14 protein-coding genes are annotated in these 12,023 nt (G+C 57.0%); 6 read left to right on the forward strand and 8 right to left on the reverse strand.

Annotation, left to right across the window (positions count from 1 at the left end; genetic code table 11):
- The first annotated feature begins 396 nt into the window (after positions 1 to 396).
- Together ACIOMR_RS10575 and ACIOMR_RS10580 are read left to right on the forward strand one after the other, a co-directional pair.
- Positions 397 to 1,617: a methyl-accepting chemotaxis protein gene (locus ACIOMR_RS10575; RefSeq protein ID WP_401193956.1), complete on the forward strand. Its 1,221-nt coding sequence runs from the start codon at positions 397 to 399 to the stop codon at positions 1,615 to 1,617.
- A 125-nt stretch (positions 1,618 to 1,742) separates the two neighbouring features.
- Positions 1,743 to 1,946: a hypothetical protein gene (locus ACIOMR_RS10580; protein WP_003214710.1), complete on the forward strand. Its 204-nt coding sequence runs from the start codon at positions 1,743 to 1,745 to the stop codon at positions 1,944 to 1,946.
- A gap of 4 nt (positions 1,947 to 1,950) precedes the next feature.
- On the opposite strand, the gene ACIOMR_RS10585 is transcribed toward ACIOMR_RS10580, so the two are convergent.
- From ACIOMR_RS10585 to ACIOMR_RS10595, 3 genes are all read right to left on the reverse strand, one after another.
- Positions 1,951 to 2,187, reverse strand: coding sequence for a DUF2789 domain-containing protein (locus tag ACIOMR_RS10585; protein WP_087694069.1), 237 nt, complete (start codon positions 2,185 to 2,187; stop codon positions 1,951 to 1,953).
- An 83-nt stretch (positions 2,188 to 2,270) separates the two neighbouring features.
- Positions 2,271 to 2,501, reverse strand: coding sequence for a hypothetical protein (locus tag ACIOMR_RS10590; RefSeq protein WP_003214713.1), 231 nt, complete (start codon positions 2,499 to 2,501; stop codon positions 2,271 to 2,273).
- A 141-nt stretch (positions 2,502 to 2,642) separates the two neighbouring features.
- Positions 2,643 to 2,897, reverse strand: a complete 255-nt coding sequence (locus ACIOMR_RS10595; RefSeq protein WP_177008200.1) for a hypothetical protein — start codon at positions 2,895 to 2,897, stop codon at positions 2,643 to 2,645.
- Between the two features lie 415 nt (positions 2,898 to 3,312).
- Between ACIOMR_RS10595 and ACIOMR_RS10600 the strand changes: the two genes are divergently transcribed.
- The 3 genes from ACIOMR_RS10600 (at position 3,313) to ACIOMR_RS10610 (ending at position 5,099) form a co-directional block, all read left to right on the forward strand.
- Positions 3,313 to 3,762, forward strand: coding sequence for a hypothetical protein (locus tag ACIOMR_RS10600; protein WP_003214715.1), 450 nt, complete (start codon positions 3,313 to 3,315; stop codon positions 3,760 to 3,762).
- Complete coding sequence (locus ACIOMR_RS10605; protein ID WP_008437165.1) at positions 3,762 to 3,959, forward strand: hypothetical protein; 198 nt, start codon at positions 3,762 to 3,764, stop codon at positions 3,957 to 3,959. Before ACIOMR_RS10600 ends, ACIOMR_RS10605 begins: the two co-directional genes overlap by 1 nt.
- Before the next feature lie 123 nt (positions 3,960 to 4,082).
- On the forward strand, positions 4,083 to 5,099 hold the full coding sequence (locus ACIOMR_RS10610; RefSeq protein ID WP_008437166.1) for an ABC transporter substrate-binding protein: 1,017 nt from the start codon (positions 4,083 to 4,085) through the stop codon (positions 5,097 to 5,099).
- A gap of 156 nt (positions 5,100 to 5,255) precedes the next feature.
- Here the strand turns inward: ACIOMR_RS10610 and ACIOMR_RS10615 are convergent, their stop codons facing one another.
- A complete protein-coding gene (locus ACIOMR_RS10615; protein WP_401193938.1) occupies positions 5,256 to 7,382 on the reverse strand; it encodes a TonB-dependent receptor in 2,127 nt (708 codons plus the stop codon).
- Between the two features lie 95 nt (positions 7,383 to 7,477).
- Positions 7,478 to 7,867: a DUF2946 domain-containing protein gene (locus ACIOMR_RS10620; RefSeq protein WP_003214719.1), complete on the reverse strand. Its 390-nt coding sequence runs from the start codon at positions 7,865 to 7,867 to the stop codon at positions 7,478 to 7,480.
- Between the two features lie 93 nt (positions 7,868 to 7,960).
- On the opposite strand from ACIOMR_RS10620, the gene ACIOMR_RS10625 reads away from it, so the two are divergent.
- Positions 7,961 to 8,398, forward strand: a complete 438-nt coding sequence (locus ACIOMR_RS10625; RefSeq protein ID WP_003214721.1) for a DUF3995 domain-containing protein — start codon at positions 7,961 to 7,963, stop codon at positions 8,396 to 8,398.
- A 348-nt stretch (positions 8,399 to 8,746) separates the two neighbouring features.
- Here the strand turns inward: ACIOMR_RS10625 and ACIOMR_RS10630 are convergent, their stop codons facing one another.
- From ACIOMR_RS10630 to ACIOMR_RS10640, 3 genes are all read right to left on the reverse strand, one after another.
- Positions 8,747 to 9,160: a hypothetical protein gene (locus tag ACIOMR_RS10630; protein ID WP_401193942.1), complete on the reverse strand. Its 414-nt coding sequence runs from the start codon at positions 9,158 to 9,160 to the stop codon at positions 8,747 to 8,749.
- 206 nt (positions 9,161 to 9,366) lie between these two features.
- Positions 9,367 to 10,005 carry a hypothetical protein gene (locus tag ACIOMR_RS10635; RefSeq protein WP_401193945.1) on the reverse strand — a complete coding sequence of 213 codons (639 nt, stop codon included), beginning with the start codon at positions 10,003 to 10,005 and terminating at the stop codon, positions 9,367 to 9,369.
- On the reverse strand, positions 10,002 to 12,023 hold a 2,022-nt coding region (locus tag ACIOMR_RS10640), incomplete at its 5' end, for an RHS repeat-associated core domain-containing protein (RefSeq protein ID WP_401193948.1). The genes ACIOMR_RS10635 and ACIOMR_RS10640, both read right to left, overlap by 4 nt.

Raw genomic sequence — 12,023 nt, forward strand, 5'->3', positions numbered from 1 at the left:
GGGGTAACGAACATGGCTGGAGACGGATCTCTCATGGGCGCAGCAGTGTCACCACCCGTGGTGGCGCGACAGTTGCCCGGCTGGTTGACGCCGCTCCTGCAAAGTACCGCCCTGGTGCTGTTGCTGCTGGGCCTGGCGTTCGCCCAACTCTCGATTTACCTGTGCCTGCCGGTGGCCCTGCTGCTGATCTGGCTGCCCCGCCTGAAACATCGCACCCACAATGCCGCACCGGCCGAAGCCACCGATGCCATCGGCGAGCTGACCCGCGACCTGTCCTACACCACCAGCCATAACGCGTTGTCTGCTGCGGGCGTGGCCTATGCGGTCAAGCAACTGGCGGCCAGGCTGCAATCTCAATTGGGCGCGGCGAAGCAGATCGTCAGCAGTGCCGAAGTGATGATCGGCACCGAGCAGGTCACCTCGCAACTGAGCCGCCAGGCCCTCGGCGCGGCCAGCCAGGCCCATCAGCGCAGTACCGAAGGGCGTGAGGTGCTGGCGCAATCCATCACCCGTATGCATCAGCTCAGCCAGCGCGCCAACGACAGCCGTCAATTGATCGAGGCCTTGAGCCAGCGCAGCGAAGAAATCCAGCGCGTCACCCTGGTGATCCAGTCGATCGCCAGCCAGACCAACCTGCTGGCATTGAACGCGGCGATTGAAGCCGCGCGGGCCGGTGAGCATGGTCGCGGGTTTGCGGTGGTCGCCGACGAGGTGCGTGGCCTGGCTGGGCGAACCGCCACGGCGACCGATGAAGTCGGGGTGATGGTGGCGGATATCCAGCAGCGTACCGCCCAGGTGGTGGAGCAGATCCGGCAATTGTCGGCGGATTTGCAATCCGGTGTAGAGCAGGTGGAGCACGCCGGCGAGCAACTGGACAGCATCGCCAGCCTGGCAGCGGATGTCGAAGGCCAGGTCAATGAAATCGCTCAGGGCACCGACACCAACCGCGCCCAACTCGACAGCTTGTTCCATGCGGTGGAGCAGATGCGCAGCGATTTGACCGTCAGCGACCAGCAGACCCAACAGTTGGCCGCCGCCGCCGTACAAATGGAAGGCCAGGCTGAAACCATCAGCGAGCGCCTTGCCGAGGTCGGCCTGGACGACTACCACCAGCGCATCTATGACCTGGCCCGCGAAGGCACGAGCCGCATCGCCGCGCAGTTTGAAGCCGACGTCCTGCAAAACCGCATCAGCCTCGATGACCTGTTCGACCGCAGCTACACCGCCATTCCCAACACGCGGCCAAGCAAGTACCACACGCGTTTTGACGGCTACACCGACCAGGTGCTGCCGGCCATACAGGAAGCCCTGTTGCCCCGGCATGAGGGCCTGGTATTCGCCATCGCCTGCACGCCACAGGGTTATGTGCCAACCCACAACAAGGTGTTCTCCCAAGCGTTGACCGGCGATGCCCAAGTGGACGCGGTACAAAATCGTACCAAGCGCAAGTTTGAAGACCGCACGGGAATCCGCTGCGGCAGCCACCAGCAGGCGGTCTTGCTGCAGACCTACACCCGCGATACCGGGGAGTTGATGCACGACTTGTCCGTGCCGATCACGGTCAATGGCCGGCATTGGGGCGGCTTGCGCCTGGGCTACAGACCTGAGGGCCGCTGACCCACGAGGGCGATTGTTGCAGGTAATGCAAGGGAGCTATTCCGGGGATAGCTTTTTCCAACTGGAAGAAAACCGTAGCATGGCGAACATTGTTAGCCAGCTAACTAATTTTCCGGAGGCGCTCCATGCAAACCAAAGTCGATGTGGCTGTGATGATTGGCAGTGGCGTACCGCCCACCCTGCGTGCGCTGGGGCAAAAGGCCTGTTGGGTAGTGTTGCTCAATGGCGAGCAGCGCGGCACGGCGTTCGCCAGTCGCGACGAAGCCGAAGAGTGCAGGGCTGCCTGGGAGGCGCTGTTGCACCTGGAGCAGTCAGACAGCCTGCATTGAAGGCTCAGGGTTGCTGGTGCAGGCGCTGGTTCAGTTCGTCGACCGCGATCGCCCAGACTGCGTCTTCACGCAGTTCATCCTTAAGGAATTGGGCTTGTTGCGGTGACCAGAAATCCGCGTCAATCAGCTTTACGTCATTGGGCAGGGTGTGTTTGCCGATAAAGGCGTCAATCGCCTCGGGGGACGATTCCAGTCCAAGTTGTTCAAACAGGTCTTCGAGGGTGTAGGTCTGCGCTTCCATATCGTTCTCCATGCGGGCTGATCATCGTATGCATGGGAGGGTTGTTGCGGGACAGAGTTCGATCGGATTGTCGCGCCGGGTAATCAGGAGGTCAGCGCGCCGGAATCAACGGCGGCCTTAAGGGCTTTTGCGGCTTCCTTGGCAGCCGTGTTGGCAGCGTCTACGGTTTTGAACCAGCGGTCCTTTTCTACCTGGTGAGTCGTCACGGTGGTCAGGGGAGCCTTGGCCCGCATCACAATCACGGCCTGGAACTCACCGTCTACTTCCCTGGCTTCGCCATGGATGAAAAATTCGCCAATATCAAATTCCGTCACGTATAGCCTTCCCTTGGAGGTAATTGCGCTGATGAAACCTGAACCGCAAGGGCACAAATCTCAATGGACGGACCAGTATGGCAGTTGTTACGCGCTGGCGGCGCAGTAAAGTCAACCAGATGACGAAACGCCAGCCGCGCCTCAGCCGTGTGGCGCTTGCAGGATGGCTTCCAGCTGTCGGGCCAGTTCGCAGGCCTGGCTATGGCCGCTGCGAAAACCTTTGATCCGCCCACTGGGCACTTCAAGGATATGGAAAAAGTTTCTCCCGGCGGGGACTACCCGATAGAGCGCCGAATGCAGGCAACTGTCGTGGGTGTATAGGGAGTAGAATTCCCCGTCATCGATAAAAGATGAACCTGTGTTCGAAGGTGTGGCAATCGGTTGAGGTCGTTGCATAATCAGCTCCTGTCGATCGACATTGCGTACCCGCTTGCAGTATTTCGAGTGGTTTTGACCCGTGTTGCTGTTTTAGTATTGTCGTCAGTGTCCGGCGTCCGGTTCCATCCAAAGCATTAGTTTCTGTGTTGGATGTCGGAAACTGCATTTTTTAAAGGGTTATTGTCTGAAGTGGGTCGGCCAGTATTCTCTGGTCGTTAAACCTGTGATTTCCTGCAACGCCTGGCGACCTGCGTAAGGTGCGTCGGGCACGCCTGTACTAGTCTCATGGCCTGGCAGCGTGATCTTCTTCAGTTTTTATCAGTGGATTTGTTGTGTGATCGTGCCGTTTCCGGCCGTTTTTTTGTGCTGCCCGCTTGGGCGGACAGCACCCTTTTGATGTGGGGGCGTTTCCTTGGCAGTCAGTAATCTGGATATGCACGCGTTATTCGTGCTGGGTGATTTGCGCGCAAAGTTGGTCAAGCAGTTTCAATCCCGTTTCGTCTACGTCACTGAGCAGACACCTGAAGGTATCTACATCGCCGAGATCGATACTGAAGCTGCGCTGGTGGTGGACGACAAACCGCGCCTGGAACTCAAGGTCGGTGATCATTTCCGGGCCGCTGTATTGCCCAGCCGCGAAGGCGGCAAGTTCGAACTGAAGTTTCGCGATATCAAGTTGACGGTGTATGGCCTGGGCGATTACGCCTTTGTGTCCTCGGCCGAAGGCCAGGGCATTGTGTTCAAGGAAGGCCACAGCGTGATGCTGGTGTTTGCCGCCAATGAGCAATTGGTAGAAGGCCTGACCAAGACCCTGAAGGCCGTCACCGGCAAGGCCGCCAAATGGCGCAAGGGTGAACTCGTGACCTTCAAGGCCAGCGAGTAATGAGCCAGGGTAGGGCGCAGTTCCACGAGCAGCACCTGCTCGATGCCCAAGCCACGGCGGCTCAATTGTTTGCCCGCAAGGCCGAGTTGCAGGGCGCCTGGTTGAGCTGGGTCGCCGGCCAACTGTATGAACTCAAGCCCGCCGAATTCGCCAGCATGGTGCGCCGCGAGTTGCAGCGGCTGAACAATCCTGCGTAAAAACCGGCAACCTGCCATGTTCCCCGGAACCTCTACTACAGTTGAGTTGACTTAAGTATTCAGAGGCTTCGCGGTGTTACAGCAAAGCCATTCGCGATTGCTGTAAGGCATGAGGTGCAAAGCATGAAAGGAATTCGAGCACTGTTGGCAGCCTCACTGACGACCCTGAGTCTGTCGGTGGCGTCGCTGCCGGTATCAGCGGCCCAGGCGCCGATTCATTTTGCCGACCTGAACTGGGAAAGCGGCAGCCTGATCACCGAGGTGCTGCGGGTGATTGTCGAAAAGGGCTATGACTTGCCCACCGACACCTTGCCCGGCACCACCATCACCCTGGAAACCGCCCTGGCGAAAAACGACATCCAGGTGATCGGCGAAGAGTGGGCCGGCCGCAGCCCGGTGTGGGTCAAGGCCGAGGCCGAAGGCAAAGTGGTGGGCCTTGGGGATATCGTCAAGGGCGCCACTGAAGGCTGGTGGGTGCCGGAGTACGTGGTCAAGGGCGACCCGGCCAAAGGCATCAAGCCCCTCGCGCCGGACCTGCGCAGCGTGAAGGATCTGGCGCGCTACAAGGACGTGTTCAAGGACCCGGAAGCACCGAGCAAGGGCCGTTTCCTCAACAGCCCGATTGGCTGGACCTCGGAAGTGGTCAACAAGCAAAAGCTCAAGGCCTACGGGCTTGACGACAGCTATGTGAATTTCCGCAGTGGTTCGGGTGCTGCGCTGGATGCCGAGATTGCTTCCTCGATCCGTCGGGGCAAGCCGGTGCTGTTCTATTACTGGTCGCCTACACCGTTGATGGGGCGCTACAAGCTGATCCAGCTGGAAGAGCCACCATTTGATGCCGAGGCGTGGAAAACGCTGACCGATGCAGACAATCCTGACCCGAAACCTACACGTTCCCTGGCCTCCAAGCTGAGCATCGGAGTGTCCACGCCGTTCCAGAAGGAGCATCCGCAGATCGCCGAGTTCTTTGCCAAGGTCGACTTTCCGATCGAGCCGCTGAACAAGGCGCTGGCCGAAATGAGCGAGAAGCACAGCCAGCCGCGAGAAGTCGCCCAGGCATTCCTCAAGGATCATCCGGAAGTCTGGAAGGCGTGGCTGACTGAGGATGTGGCGCAGAAGGTCGAAGCCAGCCTGAAGTAACACCGATATAACAGCCCGATTGCGATCAAAAATGTGGGAGCGGGCTTGCTCGCGAAAGCGGTTTTTCAGCCAACATTTGTATTGACTGACTCACCGCTTTCGCGAGCAAGCCCGCTCCCACACTGACCTCATTCTTGCCTTGAAACTTGCTGGGCTTTAGAACTTCGTCTGCACCGCCAGCTCAAACGTCCTCGGCGACCCCAGGTAATACGCCGGCGACACATGGGCAAACTCGGCATACACCTCATTGGTCAGGTTACGCACCCGGCCCGTCACGGAGGTGTGTTGATCCACCTTGTAAGTCAAAAACGTCCCGAGCAAGGTATAGGCCGGCACCGTCAGGGTGTTGGCGTTATCGGCATACACCGACGCCACATACCGCGCATCCACACCTCCTTGCCAATCCTCCGCAAAGTCATAGGTCAGCCACAGATTACCCACCTGCCTGGGCACATTGGTCGGCGTATTGCCCTTGCGCGACACCACGGCACCGCTGGCGGTTTTCTCGTTGAAGTCCTCGTATTCGGCATCGACCCACGCATAGTTGCCCTCCAGCAATAGCTTGGGCGTGACCCGCAACGAACTGGCCAGCTCGATACCCTTGGACGTCTGCGCGCCCACCGGAATGCTATTGGTCGGGTCCAGCGGGTCGGTGACGGCGAAGTCCTTGCGCTCGATCCGGTAGGCGGCCACCGTGGCGGAGCCGCGACCGTCCATGTAATCGAACTTGCTGCCCACTTCCCATTGCTTGCCGGTGGACACATCGAACACCTGGGTGGTGCTGCTCGGCTGTTCGGCAGCGGTGCTGTATTGCACGTAGACATTGGCTTGCGGGATGAACTGATACGTCAGGCCAATCCGCCCGGTCACCGGCTCCCAACTGCGTTTGACATGCCGCGGATTGCTGGCGGTGATATCCCGGTGGTTGGTGACTTCAAGGTCAATCGCGTCGTAGCGCAGGCCGGTGAGCAACGACAGCTTGTCGGTCAGGCCCAGGCGGTTCTCGAGGAACAATGCCTTGGTGGTGACGGCGTTGGTCTTGTCCGGATCGAAACCGGGCTTGGTGCCCGGGATGTCATAGAAATGCCCGGGATCATAGTTGTTCGGGTCCACCGTACTGTTGCCTGCCACATTCAACGGATTGTTGGTGGTGCTGTTGACCCTGTACTCGAAGCCGCCCGACCACGTGGTGCTCAAGCCGAAGAACGTGTCGTCATGGCGCAGCTCGAACTGGTTGCCGTTCTGCTCACCCTGGTGCCGTACCTGATAGGCCGTCGAGCGATTCACTGCGCTGTTATCAGCGTTGTACTGGTAGGTTTCCAGGTTGCGATAGTCGCGCTGGCTGTCGAGGTGATAGAGGGTATTTTTCAGCGTGGTGCTGTCATTGATCCGGTAGTCGATGATCGAGCGCACCCAGATCGTGCGTTGCTCATAACGACCGTCGGCCACGTTGTAGTTGTTGAAGCGGTTGTGTTTGTCGATCTTCAACTCGCCCGACTTCGGGTTGAGCACCGGTGTGCCCCAGTAGGGGCTGTCCTCGTGTTCGTCCTGATATTCCAGGGCCAGGGTGTGGGACAGGTTCGGGGTGAAATCACTCAGCAGGGAAAACGCCACGCTCCAGGCATCGCGCTGTTGGCGATCGATATAGGTGTGGTTGGTGTTGCGGCTTACGTCCAGGCGCGCGTAATGCTGGACCTCGGCGCCCGGCTCGGTCAGGGCGTGGTTCAGGCCGAAGGCCATTCCGGCAGTGTCGTAGCTGCCATAGGTGAGCTGACCTTCGGCGGCCTGTTCCTCACGGGTGGCCAGCTTGGTCACGTAGTTCAGCGAACCACCGACGGAGCCGGCGCCGTTGATCAGCGAGGAGGGCCCGCCCACCAGTTCGACCCGGTCATAAATCCACGCATCCACGGGGCGAGCCAGGCCGCCGGACACCGCGACGCCATTGAACATCTGGGTAATCTGGCTGCTGGTAAACCCTCGATAGGAAATGAAACCGCCAAACCCCGGCGGCGCGCTGGCGTTGACCCCGGGCAGGGTATTGGCCGCGTCCTGGAAGGTCTTGGCGCCTCGGCGCTCGATGTCATTGCGGTTGGCAATGCTGATGGACGCCGGGGTTTCCCGCACGCTCAGCCCCAGGCGCGAGGCCACGCCACTGGACTGATCCAGCGCCAGGCCGGCATCACCGGTTTGCTCGCCTTCAATGGTGGTCGTTGCCAGCTCAATCGCCCAGGTGCTGACAGGCAGGCAGCCGAACAGGCCCGCCAAAAGGGGTAAATGTTTCATGGTTGAATCCTGAAAAACTTGGCTTGAAAACAACCCAGTGCCGTCCGCACTCCCGGGGGAGGCAGCCGCGTGGGCCAATCAGAAAAGCGCAGGTATCAGGCGAAGGCGGGCGGGGCGCGCGGATTAGCCGCAGGCCAGGTGAAGCGGGCAGGGATGTCGGCACTGGCAACGATGGCGGGCGGCGGTGCATGGGGTTGCGGAAGCACCGCCACGTTGAGGCTGGAGTTGAGCGCCGGGCCCATGCCGCCGGTGGAGCACAGCGGGCAACCGAAGGCTTTCGAGAGCGTGGGCAGGGATTCATCGGTGGACTTGTAAGGCGCCGGCGCCTGGGTGCGCGGGTCCACCGTACAGAACTGGCCGCCGATGCCGTTGAGCTGCATCCCGACCATTTGCCCGTGGCCGATGCTGCAGGCGAACACATTGAACAGGACGCAGCAGTAGAGCATCCAGGCAATGAGCGAGCGGTCGGTACGGGCGAGTTTCATGGGGCGGCACTTTACCATCAGCCGCCGACGAATTGCCTGCAAAAAATCCCAAGAGGGCTATCCTCTCTCGGACTTTTCCAAGGATATCCAGCCATGAGCTTTTTAGTCGCGCGATGGATCGTCGGGGTTTTTGGCTTTATCAGCCTGGTGCATTTGTACTGGGCGGCCGGCGGCAAATTGGGTGTGACGGCGGCTATTCCGCAGCTGCCGGGTGAATTCGCCAGCGGGCCGCGACCGGCGTTCAAGCCGTCGGCACTGGGAACGTTGCTGGTGGGTGTGGGGTTGGTGGCGATTGCGGTGTTGGTGTGTTTGCGGGCCGGGCTGTATTTCGAGCCGGTGTCCAACCATGCGTTGCAGTGGGGGATTAGTGCAGTAGCACTGGTGATGTTTGCCCGGGCGATTGGGGATTCAGAGCTGGTGGGTTTTTTCAAGAAGGTCGGCGGGTCGCGGTTTGCGCGGCTGGATACGTTTTTTTACTCGCCGCTGTGTTTGGTGTTGGGGGCGGGGTTGTTGGTGGTGGCGTGGAGTTGAGGGGAACGTTTGCCGCAGTAGAGTGAGGGCTGCGTTGTATAAACTACATTCCCGCCTGATGATACGACGTCAGGTGGCCCACAGAAATCAAAGGCTTAGGAAGTAGTTCGTAGGGTATAGGTTAGGTGATCCGTCCGGGCTGCAAAATTTTGTTGTTACACCAGAGCTGGATTTTTTTGTTTCGAATCTGTACTCAAATAAGTCGATAGCATTTTTTGCCCGATCTAGATATTAAAATATTTGATTTCTCGGTTTTAAATTTTCATTGTGTTACATGCGCAATGGCTCAATTTTTTTGAGCGTTGGTTTAAGTAAGGTAATAGGTGTTTTTATCTGTTTGTTGGAATGTCAGTGAAAGCTCACGTCAATTCTCTCTACTTCCAATCTGATAAGTTGTTCGTTTAATGCTGGATGCTCGTAGTGCAAGTCTTGATCGTCAAGTGGCGTAAACGTGTGAAAAGTCTCGTTGCAAAGCCTTCCAAACAGAAAATAAGCATAGCCATGGCCTGTTTTTTCAACCAGACAATCGACTGTGTCGACCCTGATGATTTCGTAGTCGTCGGATAGATTTATTGTCAGATCTGCATCATAGGTTTTTCCTACTTCGATCTCATAAGGGCAAAAGCTGACGAAGCAATTCAATATGGTGCCGTCGATGAGCAACGTCGCATCCTCTTCAACGTGCTCGCTGAGCGCCACCACCTGTGTTTTTTTGTGATTATTCGATGTGAAGCCTGATGGTTTTTTCAGTGAGATCGCCATTTATCGTCCTCCAAAAAACGTTTCCGCTTTTGGTGTGTAGTATTGTTTTTTGGTCACGGCAAGTAGTCGCAGCAAAGAAACAGAGTGAGGCGGATTTATTTGGTTAAAATATCCTGCGTCAAGAGGAGAGACTCTTTTTTGAGTCGAACGTTTAGGTACGTCGCAATTCATGATGTTTGGTGGGAAGTTTGGCTTTCGGCTATTCCTCATGTGTGAATATAACTGTAGACCTCTCGTTGGGTGATTTCTCGGATCTCATTTTTTTGAATTGCGCTGACTAGTTTCTCTTGAACATCAATCATGCTTATAAATTGAGCGGCGGCATGTGTTTCTGAATCAAAGAACCTGCAAAGCACGGTTTGTGGATGAATCTCAAGGAAAGTTTTTATATTTTTGGTAGTCACTTTTTTTTCGAAAATAGTCATGTCGGTCCAAAGCTGTTCTATTGAAGGGACTGACTTTTGCATAATCAAAATTGTTTCGCTTGAACCTTCCAGTGCGGAATTTGTTATATCTCTGGGCAAGGTTGGAATATTTTTTATTATCGAATATATGTTGGTGCTATCATTTTTTCCGAATAGATCTCCATTTTTTATCTGACCAGCCAATTCCTTTTTTAGTAGGTATTCCTCGGTCCTGGAGTAAAAATCTCCCCACCCTATCGACCGCCATTCCCGCTTGATCGGCCATTCTTCTACTAAGCACTCCGCCACGTTGCACCAGGAATCCCAAACGCAGCGAAAGTCATGGTCAATTAAGGTTAATGTGGAAAACTGAGAGTCATCTCTCTGTTCTACCCCGTTCCAAGGTTTTACTCCAGTTTCATTTATATATGCGGTTTTCATGGCTTTCTCTTGAAGTATGTATGTGAGTCATCGCCAATCCTCAAAGGCACCTTTATTCCTCCAATCGTGTTTTTTGTGTTGAAGTGTGGACCGTGATTGCCCTCTACATGACCTAGGGAGTGTTCATGAATCTTAGTGACATGACCTTTTTTAAGGCTGAAAACATATATCCTGCCCGATATGTATCTATCTTGATCACGGATCTTATCCCTTTCAACCGCTATAGGCTGTGCGCTTCGTGGAATACCACCAATCTCTTTAGCTCTTCTCAGCGCTCCATTTCTTGAGAGCTTACTATCGAATCCTTTAGGTGGCTCTACGTCGCCTTCGTTTACCTTGGCTTTGCTCGCTGGGTCCTCAGCACGGTGTGTCGGCTTACATCCATCGCCTCCCGGACAGGTATTCAACCCCAACGGATCCACCCACCCCGTCGGGTTGGGCACGTATTGATATCCGTTCAGCCCACCCGCGAGCTTCGCGGGATCAGGCGTCAGATAGCGACCAACATCCGGATTGTAGTAGCGATGTCGGTTGTAGTGCAGCCCGCTTTCCGGGTCGAAGTATTGGCCCTGGAAGCGCAGCGGGTTGGTGACGGTGTTGATGTCGAGCTTCGCGATTTGGCCGTAGGCGCGGTAGTGCGCGGACCAGACGATTTCGCCGTCGGGTGCGGTGAGTTCTTGTGGGGTGCCCAGGTGGTCGAGTTGGTAGTGGAAGGGTTTTACGTCTTCCGGGCCGTAGCCTTTCAGCAGCGCTAATGGGCGAAAGCTGTTGGGTTCGTAGATATAGCTTTGGTGGTGATCAGCACTGTGTTCGGCAATCAGCGTGTCGCCTTGCCAGAAGAACTCGGTGGTTTGGCTTTTTATCGTTTTGGCGATGCGCCGACCAAACGGGTCATAGCGGTAGCTGGCCCGTGTGCCGTCTGGTTGGGTGACGCCGATCAGGCGGTGCTGGCAGTCGTAACTGTATTCGGTAACTAACTGCTGCGCCCGACCCCGGCGTTCCCGCAGAAGGTTGCCGAAAGCGTCGTAGTCGTAATGGCGGTCGCCTTGCGTCAACAGCCGGTTGCCTTTGACGACGCTGGGCCCTACGCGGTCTTGCATCAGCAGGTTGCCCGCCGGGTCGTGGACGAAGCGTTCCTGCAGATCGTGCGAGTGGTTGGCGCGGGTCAGGCGGTCGAGTGGGTCGTAGTGGTAGTCGTGCTGACCTTTTCGAGTGTCGAGGATGCGGGTGAGGTTGCCGCGTTTGTCGTAGTTGTATTGGCGGCGCTGGTAGCGTTGTTCCTGTTGGGTGATGGCGTGGGCGTGCAGGCGGCCCTGGTCGTCATAGTGGTAGTGGCTGAGGAGTTGGCCTTGCTGGCGCTGGTGTTCGCGGCCGGATTTGAACAGGTGCGAGGTGAGCAGGTTGCCGTTGAGTTCGATGGTGGCGAGGTCGCCGCCTTTGTCGTGGTGAAAGGTGAGGCGGTTGTTATCCGGAAGGCGTAGTTTTTCGAGTTGGCCGCATTCGTCGTATCCATAGCGCAACGTGCCCCAGCCCTGGTGTTCGGCGGTGAGGCGGTTTTGCAGGTCGTATTCGTAATGCAGCGGCCAATGACCGTCGTCGACGCTGAGGAGATTGCCGAGGCGGTCGTAGGTGTAATCGACAATGCTGCGGTCGGGCAGGGTTTTTCTTACCAGGCGACCGGCGCTGTCCCGCTGATAGCCAGTAACCAACTGACTGCCGTCATCGCCGTATTCGGTCTTTTCCAGCAGATGCCCGGCGAGGTCGTAGACATAGGCAGTACGCCGGCCATCAAACCCGGTTTCCTGCTGGATCAGGCCGTTGGGGTGATAGTCGAGCCGATAGGTTTCGCCGACCTCGTTTTCAATCTCGGTCAGTAACAGCCGAACATTGTCATAACGGTATTTAAGCTGCGTGCCGTCCGGATTAATCCGACGGCTGATCAGGTGCAAACCATCGGCGTATTCGTAGCGGGTGACGCGGCCCAACTCGTCGCGCTCAGCAGTGATTTTTCCGTACGG

Origin of the sequence: Pseudomonas sp. NPDC087814 (assembly GCF_044742865.1) — a bacterium.
GTDB lineage: Bacteria > Pseudomonadota > Gammaproteobacteria > Pseudomonadales > Pseudomonadaceae > Aquipseudomonas.

Excerpts from the sequence above, each read along its gene's own strand:
- ACIOMR_RS10630 (WP_401193942.1), bottom strand. The coding sequence starts at position 9,160 with ATGGCGATCTCACTGAAAAAACCATCAGGCTTCACATCGAATAATCAC.
- ACIOMR_RS10585 (WP_087694069.1), bottom strand. The coding sequence starts at position 2,187 with ATGGAAGCGCAGACCTACACCCTCGAAGACCTGTTTGAACAACTTGGA.
- ACIOMR_RS10575 (WP_401193956.1), top strand. The coding sequence starts at position 397 with ATGATCGGCACCGAGCAGGTCACCTCGCAACTGAGCCGCCAGGCCCTC.
- ACIOMR_RS10610 (WP_008437166.1), top strand. The coding sequence starts at position 4,083 with ATGAAAGGAATTCGAGCACTGTTGGCAGCCTCACTGACGACCCTGAGT.
- ACIOMR_RS10625 (WP_003214721.1), top strand. The coding sequence starts at position 7,961 with ATGAGCTTTTTAGTCGCGCGATGGATCGTCGGGGTTTTTGGCTTTATC.
- ACIOMR_RS10605 (WP_008437165.1), top strand. The coding sequence starts at position 3,762 with ATGAGCCAGGGTAGGGCGCAGTTCCACGAGCAGCACCTGCTCGATGCC.
- ACIOMR_RS10595 (WP_177008200.1), bottom strand. The coding sequence starts at position 2,897 with ATGCAACGACCTCAACCGATTGCCACACCTTCGAACACAGGTTCATCT.
- ACIOMR_RS10600 (WP_003214715.1), top strand. The coding sequence starts at position 3,313 with ATGCACGCGTTATTCGTGCTGGGTGATTTGCGCGCAAAGTTGGTCAAG.
- ACIOMR_RS10620 (WP_003214719.1), bottom strand. The coding sequence starts at position 7,867 with ATGAAACTCGCCCGTACCGACCGCTCGCTCATTGCCTGGATGCTCTAC.
- ACIOMR_RS10580 (WP_003214710.1), top strand. The coding sequence starts at position 1,743 with ATGCAAACCAAAGTCGATGTGGCTGTGATGATTGGCAGTGGCGTACCG.
- ACIOMR_RS10635 (WP_401193945.1), bottom strand. The coding sequence starts at position 10,005 with ATGAAAACCGCATATATAAATGAAACTGGAGTAAAACCTTGGAACGGG.
- ACIOMR_RS10615 (WP_401193938.1), bottom strand. The coding sequence starts at position 7,382 with ATGAAACATTTACCCCTTTTGGCGGGCCTGTTCGGCTGCCTGCCTGTC.